Annotated in this window: 10 protein-coding genes; 8 read left to right on the plus strand and 2 right to left on the minus strand. The window is 41.5% G+C overall.

The genetic code is table 11. The annotated features are described in order from the left end of the window. The first annotated feature begins 39 nt into the window (after positions 1-39). Positions 40-690, plus strand: coding sequence for a response regulator transcription factor (locus tag CWC02_RS12525; protein WP_054551155.1), 651 nt, complete (start codon positions 40-42; stop codon positions 688-690). A 52-nt stretch (positions 691-742) separates the two neighbouring features. Here CWC02_RS12525 and purU read toward each other — a convergent pair whose 3' ends face one another. Then, positions 743-1,573, minus strand: a complete 831-nt coding sequence (gene purU, locus CWC02_RS12530; protein WP_054551156.1) for a formyltetrahydrofolate deformylase — start codon at positions 1,571-1,573, stop codon at positions 743-745. 340 nt (positions 1,574-1,913) lie between these two features. Here purU and CWC02_RS12535 point away from each other — a divergent pair, with 340 nt between their 5' ends. Both CWC02_RS12535 and CWC02_RS12540 read left to right on the plus strand, forming a co-directional pair. After that, entirely contained in the window at positions 1,914-3,275 is a 1,362-nt protein-coding gene (locus tag CWC02_RS12535) for a DUF4397 domain-containing protein (RefSeq protein WP_138599723.1), read from the plus strand. A gap of 105 nt (positions 3,276-3,380) precedes the next feature. Beyond that, positions 3,381-5,984 (plus strand): DUF2339 domain-containing protein, encoded by a 2,604-nt coding sequence (locus CWC02_RS12540; protein ID WP_138618558.1) that lies wholly within the window; start codon positions 3,381-3,383, stop codon positions 5,982-5,984. 36 nt (positions 5,985-6,020) lie between these two features. On the opposite strand, the gene CWC02_RS12545 is transcribed toward CWC02_RS12540, so the two are convergent. After that, positions 6,021-9,461 (minus strand): PAS domain-containing hybrid sensor histidine kinase/response regulator, encoded by a 3,441-nt coding sequence (locus CWC02_RS12545; protein WP_138618560.1) that lies wholly within the window; start codon positions 9,459-9,461, stop codon positions 6,021-6,023. Positions 9,462-9,848: 387 nt separating this feature from the next. Here CWC02_RS12545 and CWC02_RS12550 point away from each other — a divergent pair, with 387 nt between their 5' ends. The 5 genes from CWC02_RS12550 to CWC02_RS12570 all read left to right on the plus strand — a co-directional run bounded on the left by CWC02_RS12550 (position 9,849) and on the right by CWC02_RS12570 (position 14,895). After that, the gene (locus CWC02_RS12550; protein WP_054551160.1) at positions 9,849-10,112 is read left to right on the plus strand and encodes a DUF4212 domain-containing protein; all 264 of its coding nucleotides are present in this window, start codon (positions 9,849-9,851) and stop codon (positions 10,110-10,112) included. 10 nt (positions 10,113-10,122) lie between these two features. After that, complete coding sequence (locus CWC02_RS12555; protein ID WP_054551161.1) at positions 10,123-11,847, plus strand: sodium:solute symporter family protein; 1,725 nt, start codon at positions 10,123-10,125, stop codon at positions 11,845-11,847. Positions 11,848-11,966: 119 nt separating this feature from the next. Then, positions 11,967-13,805, plus strand: a complete 1,839-nt coding sequence (locus CWC02_RS12560; protein ID WP_138618562.1) for a DUF294 nucleotidyltransferase-like domain-containing protein — start codon at positions 11,967-11,969, stop codon at positions 13,803-13,805. Positions 13,806-13,813: 8 nt separating this feature from the next. Next, positions 13,814-14,437: a 3'-5' exonuclease gene (locus CWC02_RS12565; protein WP_138618564.1), complete on the plus strand. Its 624-nt coding sequence runs from the start codon at positions 13,814-13,816 to the stop codon at positions 14,435-14,437. Continuing rightward, positions 14,434-14,895, plus strand: coding sequence for a methyltransferase family protein (locus CWC02_RS12570; protein ID WP_138618566.1), 462 nt, complete (start codon positions 14,434-14,436; stop codon positions 14,893-14,895). Before CWC02_RS12565 ends, CWC02_RS12570 begins: the two co-directional genes overlap by 4 nt. Positions 14,896-14,983 lie beyond the last annotated feature (88 nt).

Below are 14,983 nucleotides of genomic sequence, written 5' to 3' on the forward strand. Positions count from 1 at the left end.
TTAGAAATAGGTGTCAGCCGAATTTATTAGGAGTGAACCATGAGTCAGTTTTTAATAGCGGACGATCATCCGTTATTTCGTGAAGCGCTGAAAGGGGCATTGAGTGCTAAGTTCGCTGATTTAGAAGTGTTTGAATCGGAAAACTTTGATACCACTTTGCAGGTGCTAAGCGAGCAAGAAGATCTTGATATCTTACTACTAGACCTTCACATGCCAGGCAATGGCGATTTATACGGCCTTATTCGCATTCGCGAAGACTATCCAAGCTTACCAATAGCTGTTGTTTCTGGCAGCGAAGACATCAATGTAGTTTCTAAAGTAATGGGTTATGGTGCGATGGGATTTATTCCTAAATCATCTTCATCAGATGATATTGCGCTGGCAATCAACCACATTCTTGAAGGCGATGTTTGGCTGCCACTTGAACTTAAAGATAAAGTGGCTGCTGTAGATGGCGAAGACAAAGAAATTGCAGCGCAAGTGGCTTCACTGACACCGCAGCAATACAAGGTGTTGCAATACTTACACGAAGGCTTGTTAAACAAACAGATTGCTTACGAGTTACATATTTCTGAAGCAACCGTTAAAGCACACATTACAGCAATTTTTAGAAAGCTAGGTGTGTATAACCGTACTCAAGCGGTATTAATTGCCTCTAAATTGCAACTAGAGCCTATTGAGTCGGCATAACAAACGATAATAAAAATAATAAAGAGGCCATTCAGCCTCTTCATTTTATTGCTTAAGCGAACACCACGGTTCGATTACCATTGATAAACAGTTTATGTTCAGATGCGAGTTGCAGCGCTTTACAGAATACTGTTTTCTCTACATCTTTACCCATTTTTGCCATCATCTCTGCGGTATCCGCATGGCTGACATGCGTCACATCTTGTAAAATAATCGGCCCTTCATCAAGCTCATTATTAACAAAATGGGCGGTCGCACCAATAATTTTTACACCGCGTTCAAACGCCTGATGGTAAGGCTTTGCACCAATAAAGGCAGGCAAAAATGAATGGTGAATATTAATAATCTTACCTTCAAAGCGCGCCACAAATTCAGGGCTTAAAATACGCATATATTTTGCAAGGCCGATAATATCAGGCTGATAGCTGGCAATTAAATCACCGACTTGTTGATCATGCTCCGCACGGCTTAAACCTTCGTGCGATACCACATGAAATGGCACGCCAAAGCCTGCAGCCAATGGCGCTAAATCAGCGTAGTTGGCAATCACAGCCAGTACTTCGATGTTTAAGGCTTTTTCGAACTGCTTAAGTAATACACCACCTAAGCAGTGCGCTTCTTTAGTGGCAAGCAATACCACTTTCGTTTTTTCGCTGCTGTGCAGGGCAAGCTCTGCGCCATCAGGAAGTAGCTCAGCAAGCCTTGGTAAAAAGTCCTCAGCAATAACACCGCTTAACTCTGTACGCATAAAAAAGCGTTTAGCGTCTTTATCTACAAATTCGTTATTACGCGTAATGTTTAAATTATGCTGATGACAAAGGCCAGTGATCTTGGCAATTAGACCAACATCATCATCGCATTGTGTGGTTAAAATCGTGTTCATAGTCCTCATTCTAATCCCGTTTGTGTGAACACCATTATTTGCTAATTTTTTTGTGCTGCATAGCGCAAATTTAACTATCTAATAATTTATCTGATTTGATTGCATAAACGCCTAAAATGTAACCATTATTTACTTTTCGTGTAAAAGTAAGCTGCTTTCACTATAAATGTGATTTTCTGTCCATAATTATGATTAATTAAGTGCTTTTCTACATCATTTTCTACACTTTTTAACCTTATCGTAAGTAACTGTAAGTGAAGGTAATAGTTTGTAAAACATAGAATTTTTTCGATTTATTCGAGTCAGAATGGGGTATTACAAACAATAAGGAAAAAATTCCATGAAAAGCACTCTGCTTAAAACAATTGTTGCCTCAAGTTTGCTTTCGGTACTAGCTGCCTGCTCAAGCGATGACAGCAGCAGTAGCAATAGTGGCTATGTGCAACTGTACAATGGCTCTTACAACAGCCCATACACGCGTTTATTTGTTGATGACACTGAGCGCTCGGGGGCAGACTTTGGTGATGTATCAACTCGTCATAACTACAGTTCGGGGGAGTATGATCTCAGTTTTGAATATGTTGATGCCAACGACAGTTATATTACGATTGACGAAGAAACTATCAATATAAAAAATGATCAAACTCAGTTATTAGTAATGAATGGTGACTTTGCTGAACCAATTTTTACAGAGCTAAGTGTGCCGACGTCAAGCGATGAAGATGAATTCAATGTCGGCTTTTTTAATATTGTTGGCGAAGACAATCTTTACGATGTATATGTTGCCACTGACGACGGTGTATTTGATACCGCAGAGTTATTAATGACTTCGCAATACCTCGTTGAGCCAGAATTAGCGACGCTTGAGGAAGGTTATTACACTATTTATATTACCGCTAGCGGCAGCACAGATGTGATTTTTGAATCACCAACCGTGTATTTTAATGATGAAGCAACGTACATGGCGATGATCCGCCCAAGTTATGCAACAGAAGAAGATGGCATTACGCTTGATGTCGTGACGGCAAGTAGCTCTGTAACACAACTAAACCACCAAGACGCGCAAGGTCAGCTGCGTTTTATTAATACCATTGATGATTACACGCAAACCCAGTTTAAAGTAACCCGAGGCACAACGGCGACTAACACCGAAGTTGTTAGCAACGATAGTTACTCTGAATACATGAGTATGTCGCCAAATAGTTACAGCGTCGCCATGTTAGATGAAGCTGGCGACACGATTGTAGATAATTTCTTAATGACATTAGAGCGTGAGCAAAGTGCGGTTGGTCTTTTCTACAATGACAAAGATTACGGCCCTCGTATGATGACCATTGAAGAAAATCTAACACCAAGCAGCTACAGCCACGCAGTTACTGTGGTTAACTTAATTGATAGCTATGCAGGGCAAGAGATAGACGAAGTCGATGTGTACTTTACCCTCAATGGCGAAACGGTTGAAGATACTAGCAATGTTGTTGAAGGGTTAGATCAATACGACCAACAAGAGCAGGTGGTTGATAACGAAGTTTATACAACTTATGTGGTGTTTGAAGATAACGGCCAACAGATTGTGCTCTTGCAACAAAGCGATATGGATTTTACCGAAGAAGGTAACTATATCTTGGTGATTGAACACGATGAAACCACTGATTCAGGTTACAAGATGACCTTAGAGCGTACGGTGACTGAACAGTCTTAACCGGCTAAAACGCAATATCGTTGTTTATTTACTCTTGCTAAGTGTTTATTGTATAAACAATTAAGGCTTTTGCTTTTTTGTTTAAAGTATACACAAGGAGAGAGTATGGACGGCGGTATTGCGTTACTAGTCTTACTAGCACTAGTTGTTGTAGGTGGCTCAATTGCTGGCATTATTGCCCTTTTTCAACTCTCTAGTTTAAAGCGAGAGGTGGCTGCTCTTCGAGTAAAACTTAACGCGACATATGTTAATAACCCTCAAACAAATACTGCAAACACGTTTGAAAATTCAAACGAAGATCTGACTGACTCAGCAAAATTTGAACCAAAGCCGAAAGTCATTATTAAGCCGATTGAGGCTATCCCTAAAAAGCCAGAGCCAACAAAACCCAAGCCTGCCATTTTAAATCCGCTAGTAAGCCAACTCGTTACACAAATCAAAGCCAATTGGCTAACTTGGGTAGGAGCGGTTGCACTTGCCTTTGGTGGTATCTTTTTAGCCCGCTATTCACTGGAAGCAGGCTTATTATCCGAAACTATGCGACTCACACTTGGGGCTATTTTTGGTCTGAGCTTAATTGTTGCGGCTGAGGTGTTACATCGTAAAGGTATTATCTTTGATGGGTTTAGTAACTATATTCCCGCTGCGCTTGCTAGCGGCGGCTTTATCAGTTGTTTTGCGCTCACTTTACTGGCCTACAGCCATTATGGCTTACTCCAAGCATTACCTGCATTTAGCGTTTTAACCTTAATCTCTGTAGCTGCAAGCTGGATGGCGCTGCGTTTTGGTCCAGTGCTTGCGGTCATTGGTATTATTGGCGCCTACAGCGTGCCGGTTTGGGTCAATACTGGGAATAATGATTTTATAGCGCTGCTTACCTATGTTGCTTTTGTTAGTGTTTCTGCTTCGCTGGTAGCGCATTATGTAAAACGTCATTGGCTGTGGTATCTGTTATGGGCAGGTCATTTAGGTTGGTACATTTTAGTTGCATTGACAGTATCTAAAAACCTGCATTGGTTTATTAATCTTTATGCTCTATTTAGCATCATATTGTTAATTGCTATTCCACGCCTTGGGCTGGGCTTTAAGCAAATTGAATACCGCCCACATCGCTTTAAAACGCTACTGAAACAACTGCCCGACAACCCTCTGTTATTAGCGGTTGTCGTACCACTTTATCTTTTACTCATGAGTAGTAACCAACTGCTTACTTGGCAATTGAGTATGTTGTTGTTACTGGCTTTACTGTTGTTTTTGGTATTAAAAAACAGTGCATGGGATCACTGGCTAATAATATCTGTGGTGAGTGTGGTGTGTTTGCTGACAGGGCAAAATAATACTGTTGATTATTCTGAGCAACTTTTTGTATTTCGGCAAAACTACGGAGCAGGGCTGTTCTTTATTGCTCTGTTTGCAGGCTATGGTTTTTTATTTGGTCGTAAATACCCTAAACGCTTTGGCTTTACGTTACTTGCATCACTTTCAAGTTTTGTGATTATTAGTTGCTTATATCTCATCACTCCCGACCATGCCTTGATGAAGGCATACCCGGTTTGGTGCTTTGTATTACTGGCACTGTCTGCCTGGCTATTTAAGTTATCCATCAATAGCACAAATCCAATGCGAGTATTTAGTTACTGGCTCGGCGGTAATGCCAATATTAGTTTGGCATTAACCATGCTCCTTGAAGGTAGCAGCTTGACCTTAGCGCTTGCTGTGCAAGTGTTGTTGATCAGTTTTTATGTGAATAAACAGTCACTCAGCATACTGACTTGGCCGCTTAAAGGTTTAGTTGGTGCTTTACTCATTAGATTAAGTTTTGCACCTTGGTCAGCGGATTACAGTGATGCGCTGCTGCTCGGTGTACATTGGAGTTTGGTTGTTTATCCTGTATGTGCTTGCTTATTTTACTTGGCAGCAAGGCATTGGCAGCAGCAATCTGTTCGAATGTGGCTAGAGGGGGCAGCCCTACATTGCATTGCTTTATTTATTACCACAGAGACGAGCTATCAGTTAGTAGGGCGCTATCCTGACTTTGAGAATTTGTCTGTGTATGAGCATATTTTACTGACCTGTAACTGGGGCATCTTGGGCTGTGTTTACTTACTGCGCTCACGCTTTACTGCGCAATTGGTTAAGCTCTATCAAATGGCTGGTTTTGCGTTATTAACATTAAGCGGCTTGCTAGTAGTGAAAAGCTTTACCGTTGTAAATCCGTTTTTTGAACCGATAAATATAGGCAGCTGGCCGATTATTAACTGGTTACTATTACTTTGGTTAGTACCAGCTTTAATTGCAATTTGGGCAAGCCGACTGACGAAATCTCAAAACTATTTACAAAAGCTGTTTACAGCACTTGCAGGTGTGATGAGTGTTTTATATATCAATGCGGAAATTCGCCACAACTGGCAAGGCGAGTTTATAAATATTGCTTTGCCAACCTCAGATGCCGAGCTTTACAGTTATTCTTTAGTTTGGCTTATTATCGGAGCTATGTTAGTTGTGATAGGGCATTTAAAAACCATTACGTTATTACAAAAGCTTGGCCTTGGCTTATTGGCGCTGGTGGTGTTAAAAGTGTTCTTGATTGATATGGCAAACTTAACTGGATTATTGCGGGCTATTTCGTTTATCGGCTTAGGCTTGTCGTTAGTTGCGCTTAGTTGGTTGTTCCAAAAATTTAAGGCAAAGCCCGCAGCTTTGCCTTAAATCTATGTTTTTAAAAACGTTGGTTAAGCACTATTGTTAAGTACTGTGGTTAAGCAGTGCTTTGAGTTTTGCGGGCTTAACAGGTTTACTAAGGTAATGAATTTGCTCTTCTTTGGTTTGCTGTTTTAGCGCTTCATCACGTACCGCTGTGATTAAAATTGCCGGTACTGGGCTTTGCCAAATTTCTCGTAGGGTTTTAATAAGCGTGATGCCATCGCAATCATGACCGAGCTGATAATCCATTAAGATCACATCGGGCGCTCGGTGCTCTTTGGCATAGGCCATCACGGTTTCAACTTGATCAAAGAGTTGGTAATTGGCCTGCCACTTTTGCAATAGGCTTGCCATGGCATTAAGGTTTTCTGGGTCATCATCCACCGCAATAATATTCATTGCACTGCGGTTCTCAACACCTTTTTTAGGTGCCTCTTTTTGTTGAATAAATTGGCTTTCACCATAAGGTACTTCAATACTAAAGCGGCTACCTTTGCCAGGCTTTGAACTGACATCTAATCGTAAAGAGAGTAAGTCGGCCATTCGTTTTACAACTCCTAAGCCAAGGCCAACCCCTTTGTTATCTCCCGCTTCAATACGATAAAAGTCATTAAAGATCTTCGCTTGCTCTACTTCTGTAATGCCGGGGCCTGTGTCCCATACTTCAATACGTAAATGATGTTTGCGTTTGCGACAAGCAATTAAAACTCGGCCACTATCAGTGTATTTAACCGCATTTGACACCAAGTTTTGAATAATTCGTCGTAAATAAGTGATATCACTGTGAACAATTACTCCTTTTGAACGCACCGTCAGCTTTAAGCCTTTTTCGCTCGACATAATGGCGTATTCGTTCTTAAGCGGGGCAAGTATGTCATCAATACTAAAGTGACGTGGAGTTGGCGTCATTGCCCCTTGCTCGAGCTTGGCAATTTCTAACAGCGCAGACATCAAATGCACCGTTGAATCTAAACTTGCGCCAAGCTTTTCAAAGTTATTTAAGTTGTTGTTAGAGAGGGTTTTATCATCAATGGCTGCAAGGTACAGGCGCGCCGCATTCAGCGGTTGTAAAATATCGTGACTTGCTAAGGCTAAAAATCGCGTTTTACTGTCATTAGCTTGTTCTGCCTCTTTTTTAGCTAAAGTAAGTGCTTGCTCAGTTTGTACTCGGCTATCGATTTGTGCTTGTAAATCTTTATTGATAGTACGGATTTCTTGAGTACGCGCTTCAATACGGTTTTCAAGGTCCATGTTTACTTCTTCAAGCGCATTTTGCGTTTCGATATGCGTGGTAACATCAGAGAAACTTGTTACAAAGCCACCATCTGGCAGTGGGTTACCAATCATTTCGAACACTTGGCCATTACGGCGGTGGCGAATAAAGTGGTGGGGCGTGCCGTTTTTAAGATGCTGCACGCGCTTTTCTACATGGCGCTCAACTTCACCTGGACCACACTCGCCGCGCTCGGCATTGTAGCGGATCACTTCCTCTATGGGTTGACCAACCTCTAAAAAGTTTTCTGGGTAGTCAAACATTTCTGCGTAGCGCTTATTCCATGCCACTAAATTAAGCTCTTTATCAACAACAGAAATACCATGGCTGAGGTTTTCAAGTGAGGTGAATAATAGGTTTTGGTTAAATTGCAGAGCTTGTGTGGTTTCATCAAAAAAGTTAACGACTTCTTCAAAGGCCATGCGTTTACCTGAGGCAACTGTGTGGATCAGCGCCTGTGCTGAAGAGGCACCAAGCACACCAGTTAAGGCGCGTTCACAATAGGCAATAAACTCAGGTTCTGGGTGTGCGTTATTATTATCTAAGTTATGAGTTAAAGAGTAATGGGCTAAAACTTGTTGCGATCGCTGTACGCCCAAGAAGGTTTGTAGTAGAACCTTAAAGTCGTAGACGGTGGCTTTCACATTTTTATTCAAGCGTCTAGCAAACACAGCTTGATCTTTAGGATTAACAAAGGCAGCTGCCTGAATTTTATCAATTAAACGCTCATCTGCACCGAGCGAAAAACTAATGTAACAGCCAATATTGGCAAATAAAGCAATGAGGGTGCCACGAGTAATGAGTGTTTGTTGTAGCTCTGCGTTTAAGGTATTGCCTGCATCTAAAATAGGTAGCATTAAGAATAAAACCCAGCAAATGAAGCCTGCTAATAATCCCGCATAAACCCCATAAGCATGGCCTTTTCGCCAATATAGACCACCCACAATAGCAGGCAGTAATTGCGAGACTAAAGAAAAGGCGACTAAACCCATACTAGCCAATGCTTTACCATGACCAAACCATTGCTGGTAGAAATACGACAAAATCAAAATGCCAGCAATTGTGAATCGTCTAACTAACAGAATTTGTGATTTATAGCTGCTGGTGATGAGGTTACGTTTAAACTTACGACGCAGCATTAGCGGCAATACCACATCGTTTGAGATCATGGTGCTGAGTGTAAGTGTGGCTACAACAATCATCGCTGTAGCCGCTGATAGACCCCCGATAAATACAAAGGTCGTTAAAAAGGCGTTTTCGTGCATCAGCGGTAGGGCTAATACAAAGCTATCTGGAGAGAAGCCACTACCAATGCCTGGGTGTATAGCTGCTGTTGCAATAGGGAAAATCATTGCCGCAGTCAGTAACAAATACAGGGGGAATGCCCAGCGGGCTGTATAAAGATGGCGTTTATCTTGGTTATCGACCACAGTTACATGGAACTGCCTTGGTAAACAGATAATCGCCGCAGCTGCCATTAATGACTGACCGATAAAGTTAAAGCTAAAAAAGTCGAAGTTATGCCAGTGCTGCCAAATAGAGCCCTTTAGTTGCTCGGTTTGCACCGTAGTTAAATTAAATAATGTGTATAAAGCAAGCCCAGCAACGGCCACTAAAGCCAGTAATTTAATCATCGATTCAAAGGCAACAGCCAGCATCAGCCCCGAGCGATATTCGGTTACATCCACCTTACGAGTACCAAAGAATATCGCAAACATTGCCATGATAAGTGTTGCTGAAAGGGCCAGCATAGATCCCGAAATACGATCGTCGTTTTGCAGCAGTAAGAAGCTGCTACTTAGTGCTTTTAATTGCAGTGCGATATACGGAATAGTCGCTAATAAAGCGATAATCGTTACCATAATCGCGGTGGTTTGCCGTTTACCATAGCGAGCAGAAATAAAGTCGGCGATAGTGGTGATATTTTGCTTTTTACTGACCAGTACTAATTTACGTAAAAACCCTTGGCCGAAGAAAAATAGCAGCGCAGGGCCAATTAAAATAGGTAAGTAGTTCCAACTGCTGGTGGCTGCTGTACCAACCGAACCATAGTAGGTCCAAGACGTACAGTAAATCCCTAGTGAAAAAGAATAGACAAATGGGTGGTGACTAATTCTTTTTGCAAGAGGAGTGGTTTTGTCTCCCCAATTTGCCAACCAAAACAACACGCCAATATAGGCGAGTGCAACAAATAAAAGCGCAGCTGTCATGTTTAAATTCAGTAATTATTGTAATAACACTACCTTACCAGAATTATGCGCGATTTCGATGGCTAGATTTTTTGCAATAAAAATTAATAAAAAGCAAGTTGTTGATATTTAAAAGATAGTACTGTTTTATGCGCTGTTATTAGACTAATGTCGCAGATCATTCGTTTTTACTATTTTCGCTATTTCGCAAATTTATCTTTATAGGTTAAGTTGTTGTTAAATATTGTTTTTTACCATTCGTTAACAAACGGTGTTTTGCAGTTTACGTAAACGTAAACTAACTGTTACGACTATGGTCTCAATTCCATAAATCAGAACCCTTGCTAACTTAGTTAATGACAACTAATACCACTCATTACTTTCTTGTAATGCATAAGGGGATAAAAAATGGCTTTTAAAGATGAAGAACAAGCAAAAGCTTATTGGGCGGAAAACCTCGCACTGCTATTTAAATTATTAGCAATTTGGTTTGTCGTGTCATTTGGCTTCGGCATTTTACTGGTAGACGTACTTAACGAGATACGTTTCTTTGGGTTTAAACTCGGCTTCTGGTTCTCCCAGCAAGGCGCTATTTACACCTTTGTTGCTTTGATTTTTGTTTACGTTTTCAAAATGAATACGTTAGATAAAAAATACGGCGTAGACGAATAGGAGCTAAGCAATGGATGTTCAAACACTCACGTTTATTATCGTCGGTTTAAGCTTCGCGCTTTATATCGGCATCGCAATCTGGGCTCGTGCTGGGTCAACAAATGAATTCTATGTTGCAGGGGGCGGTGTACCGCCGCTAGCAAATGGTATGGCAACCGCTGCTGACTGGATGAGTGCAGCATCGTTTATCTCAATGGCGGGTATTATCTCGTTTGCAGGTTATGACGGTGGTGTATATCTAATGGGTTGGACAGGTGGTTATGTACTACTTGCACTTTGTTTAGCTCCTTACCTACGTAAGTTTGGTAAGTTCACGGTACCTGATTTCATCGGTGACCGTTATTACTCACAAGCTGCACGTGTTGTTGCAATTTTATGTGCTATTTTTATCTGTTTCACATATATCGCAGGTCAAATGCGTGGTGTAGGTGTGGTTTTCTCTCGCTTCTTAGAAGTAGATATTGAGACCGGTGTTTACATTGGTATGGTGATTGTATTCTTCTACGCTGTATTAGGCGGTATGAAGGGGATTACATATACGCAAGTAGCTCAGTACTGTGTACTCGTATTTGCTTACCTTGTTCCAGCAATCTTCATTTCAATGATGATGACAGGTCACTTCTTCCCACAAACCGGCTTCGGTGCAACCCTTAGCGATGGCTCAGGACAGTTTGTACTTGATAAATTAGATGGACTCAGTACCGAGCTTGGCTTTGCGCAGTACACCGAAGGCTCGAAGAGCATGATTGATGTATTCGCAATTACAGGCGCATTAATGGTTGGTACTGCAGGTTTACCGCACGTAATCGTTCGTTTCTTCACTGTTCCACGTGTTAAAGACACGCGTATCTCAGCTGCATGGACACTTGTTTTCATTGCAGTTGTTTATACAACAGCACCTGCTGTAGCGTCATTCGCTCGTGTAAACATGATTGATACAATTAACGGTAAAGACGGTAGCGGTACAGAGTACGCAGAAGCACCAGCTTGGGTTAAAAACTGGGAAAGAACAGGCCTAATCACCTTTAACGATAAAAATGGTGACGGCAAAATGTTCTACTCAGCAGGTAAGATTGATGATCCAAACAGCGCAAACGAAGTTAAAGTTGACCGCGACATCATGGTACTTGCAAACCCTGAGATCGCAGACTTACCAGCATGGGTGATTGCATTAGTCGCAGCAGGTGGTATCGCAGCAGCGCTATCAACAACAGCAGGCTTACTATTGGTGATCTCGACCTCGGTATCCCATGACTTATTAAAACGCACCTTAAAACCAGATATAAGTGACAAACAAGAGCTACTTGCAGCGCGCTTAGCTGCGATGATAGCGATTGTGATTTCAGCTTACTTTGGTATTAACCCGCCAGGGTTCGTGGCTTCGGTTGTTGCCTTCGCCTTCGGCTTAGCAGCGGCGAGCTTCTTCCCAGCCATCATTATGGGTATCTTCTCTAAGAAGATGAATAAAGAAGGTGCGATTGCGGGTATGGTGACAGGTATTACATTCACAGCGGCTTATATTATCTACTTCAAGTTCGTAAGCCCTGAGTTGAATACACCGGCAAACTGGTTATTTGGTATTTCACCTGAAGGTATCGGTCTTATTGGTATGATTGTTAACTTTGTAGTTGCAGCTATCGTACTTAAACTAACGGCTGAAACACCAGTTGAAATCCAAGAAATGGTTGAAGGTATCCGTAACCCTAAAGGTTCGAGCGCAGCACACGCGCACTAATAAAACCATTTTATAAGAACACACTCTTGACGTTTAAAAGCCCGACTTAAGTCGGGCTTTTTATTTATTTCAAACAGGGGTAGTGTAGATATTGTCTCTATTATATAGCGAGAATGACCATGAATACCGAGCAACAGGAAGTCGCCCAATTTGTGATGCAGCAAACGCCATTTAATCAGCTTGATGGCGCTGCCAGTGAGTATTTTGTAAACCATCTCGATATTATTTATTTGACCCGTGAGAATCAAAATCAGTGGTTAAGTTCGGATAATCTAAGATTATTTTTAATTCGCTCTGGCGATTATGATTTAGTTGACCCAAAAGGCGATGTGATCACTAAGTTATCAAGTGGCGATTACTTTGGTTTTCCTTCATTGTTAACTGGCGAAGCAATTCAAAATAGCATTTCAGTGCAAAAGGAAGGCATTGTTTACATGCTTAACCAAGCGGCATTTGATTACTTACGCCGTGAGTATAAAGTGTTTGAGCAATACTTTGTTCGTGCCCATAAAAACCGTTTATTGTCGTCTCATTATAAAAGTCAAAACGACAGTTGGTCGGAGAAAAAAATTTGCGAGTTGATGAATCGCAAAGCCGTCACCTTGGCGCCAGATGCAAGTATTCGTCAAGCCGCTAAAAAAATGAAACAACAGGGTGTTTCATCAATTATGTTGACTGAACATGAGCGTCTTGTAGGAGTCGTGACCGACCGAGATTTACGCAACCGCGTATTAGCCGATGAGGTTGACCCACAAGAGTCAGTAAGTAGCATCATGACGTGTAAGCCCAAGTTTATTTTTGAAAATAACCGCGTGTTTTCGGCGCTACACTTAATGCTTAAGCACAATATTCACCATTTACCTGTGCTTGATGAACATCACAAACCGCTTGGTATGCTCACCAGTACGGATTTACTGCGTCAGCAAAAAAGCGACCCAGTACAATTGATTGGACGAATTTACAAAGCGCACAGCGTGGTTGATTTAAAGCGTTATTCGCAAGAGATACCCTGTTTATTAAAAGGTTTTTCAAACAATATTGATGACATCTCCTTGATTGGTAAATTATTAAGTGGCTTAACCGATGCGTTGACTTCGCGGTTAATTCGTTTGTTCCAAGAAGATAATGGCGCGGCACCAACCAGCTTTAGTTTTATTTGTTTTGGTTCACAAGCGCGAGAAGAACAAACACTGCATTCTGACCAAGATAATGGCCTGTTGCTACCTGATGATTTAACAGACGAACAACACGATTACTTTAAGCGCATGGGCGAGTATGTCTGTGAGCATTTAATTGAGTGCGGTATAAAACGTTGCCCTGGCAATATTATGGCGAGCAATGCACAGTGCCGTATGGGCATTAATGCTTGGACAGAAAAGTTTCATAAGTGGATCACCTCACCTACACCAGAGGCGATGCTCAATTGTAAGATATTTTTTGACCTACGTTTTATTGAAGGTTCCACTACCTTATATGCGCGCTTTTGTGAGCAGCTAAAACGCATTTCTAAAAATGACTTATTCTATGCGGCTATGGCCAGCGACATTAAAAATACGCCAGTGCCCATTGGTTTGTTTAATCAATTTAAATTAGAGAAAGACGAAAAGCAGCATAAGTACCTCGACTTAAAAAAACGCGGTGTGGTGATCATTAACGACATAGTACGTTTATATTCCCTCAAAGCGGGTATTCAGCGTGCTAATACGCAAGAGCGTATTGATGCATTAATGAAATTTTCGCTACTCAATAAAGATGATTTATATAACCTAAAAGACTGTTGGCGCTTTTTAACCCAGCTGCGTTTAGGCACACAAATTAACGAAGAGGGATTGCCAAGCAACTGTATTAACCCAAATGCGTTGAATTCATTGGAGCGACATCAATTAAAAGAAGCATTTTATTTGGTTAAACAGGCACAGCAAGCTGCCGCATTTAAATTTGCTCGCGGTAGTTTATAGGAGAGGGTATGGTTAAACGCTGGTTAAGTCGGTATTTAGCGCGCAAGCAACTCTTGGCAGCCGATGCCTATAAAGAACGCTACGTAGTGATAGACATGGAATTAACGGGCCTAGATCCTCGCCAGCACGAAATTGTCTCGGTGGCGTGGGTGATGATAGAAGAACAATGCATTAAACTCAGCGGTGCGCAGCACTTAATAAATAAAGACGTGCAAAGCTTAGAGCAAAGCCCGATTTATCACGGTATTGCAAAACAAGACATAGATACAGGTGAAAGCCTCGAAAGCATTCTTGGCAAGCTGCATCAGCATTTTGGTGAGTGCATTTTAGTGTTTCATAACGCGGCACTTGATTGGGGGTTTTTAAAACAGGCCTGCAGAACACTTGGTTTAGATGCAAAAGCGCGTTTAATTCTTGATACCTTCGTTATTGAAAAAAAACGCTTGCACCAGCAAGGCCACGAAATTGGCCACGATGATTTAACACTTAGCGAATGCCGTAAGCGCTACAACTTACCGCATTACAGCTCGCACCATGCCCTGACTGATGCCATGGCAACGGCCGAGTTATTCTTAGCCCAGTGTCATCAAATTAGTCGTGGTAAGGCATTGAAAGTAGGGGAGCTTGTGTGAATCAGTTAGAATTAAAAGTGCCCCCAGTTGTGCTACTGCTGATCATTGCGTTGATGATGTGGGGCATAGCAGAGTTGTTTACGAGTTTTAGCTTCTCGTTTTTTGCATCATCTTTTGTAGCAATACTCATAGCATTTTCAGGTGTGATGTTTGCTTTATTAGGGGTTTATCAATTTCGTAAGCAAGGCACGACTGTTGACCCTCGAATTCCAGAAAAGTCAGCGAGTCTTGTTACAAGTGGTGTTTATCAATTTAGCCGTAACCCAATGTATGTTGGTATGTTACTAATGCTAGTCGGTTGGGGAATTTATCTTGGTAATATTGCGAGTTTTATAATGCTGCCGATATTTATTCTCTATATGAATCGATTTCAAATTATGCCAGAAGAAACGTTTATGGCTGAGAAGTTTGGGTCAGCATACCAGCAATACCAAAAATCTGTTCGTCGCTGGCTATAAAGGAAAAAAGTAAGATTGAGGTTGCTAACGCAGTTTTATTTACCTTGCCCTCTTATAAAAATGTCTAAGGTCGATTACCAAAATTGAG

Origin of the sequence: Pseudoalteromonas sp. S2721, assembly GCF_005887425.1 — a bacterium.
Lineage (GTDB): Bacteria > Pseudomonadota > Gammaproteobacteria > Enterobacterales > Alteromonadaceae > Pseudoalteromonas > Pseudoalteromonas simplex.

Bases quoted from the DNA above. Each gene is read 5' to 3' on its own strand.
- CWC02_RS12545 (WP_138618560.1), bottom strand. From the start codon at position 9,461: ATGACAGCTGCGCTTTTATTTGTTGCACTCGCCTATATTGGCGTGTTG.
- CWC02_RS12550 (WP_054551160.1), top strand. From the start codon at position 9,849: ATGGCTTTTAAAGATGAAGAACAAGCAAAAGCTTATTGGGCGGAAAAC.
- CWC02_RS12565 (WP_138618564.1), top strand. From the start codon at position 13,814: ATGGTTAAACGCTGGTTAAGTCGGTATTTAGCGCGCAAGCAACTCTTG.
- CWC02_RS12535 (WP_138599723.1), top strand. From the start codon at position 1,914: ATGAAAAGCACTCTGCTTAAAACAATTGTTGCCTCAAGTTTGCTTTCG.
- purU (WP_054551156.1), bottom strand. From the start codon at position 1,573: ATGAACACGATTTTAACCACACAATGCGATGATGATGTTGGTCTAATT.
- CWC02_RS12540 (WP_138618558.1), top strand. From the start codon at position 3,381: ATGGACGGCGGTATTGCGTTACTAGTCTTACTAGCACTAGTTGTTGTA.
- CWC02_RS12525 (WP_054551155.1), top strand. From the start codon at position 40: ATGAGTCAGTTTTTAATAGCGGACGATCATCCGTTATTTCGTGAAGCG.
- CWC02_RS12560 (WP_138618562.1), top strand. From the start codon at position 11,967: ATGAATACCGAGCAACAGGAAGTCGCCCAATTTGTGATGCAGCAAACG.
- CWC02_RS12555 (WP_054551161.1), top strand. From the start codon at position 10,123: ATGGATGTTCAAACACTCACGTTTATTATCGTCGGTTTAAGCTTCGCG.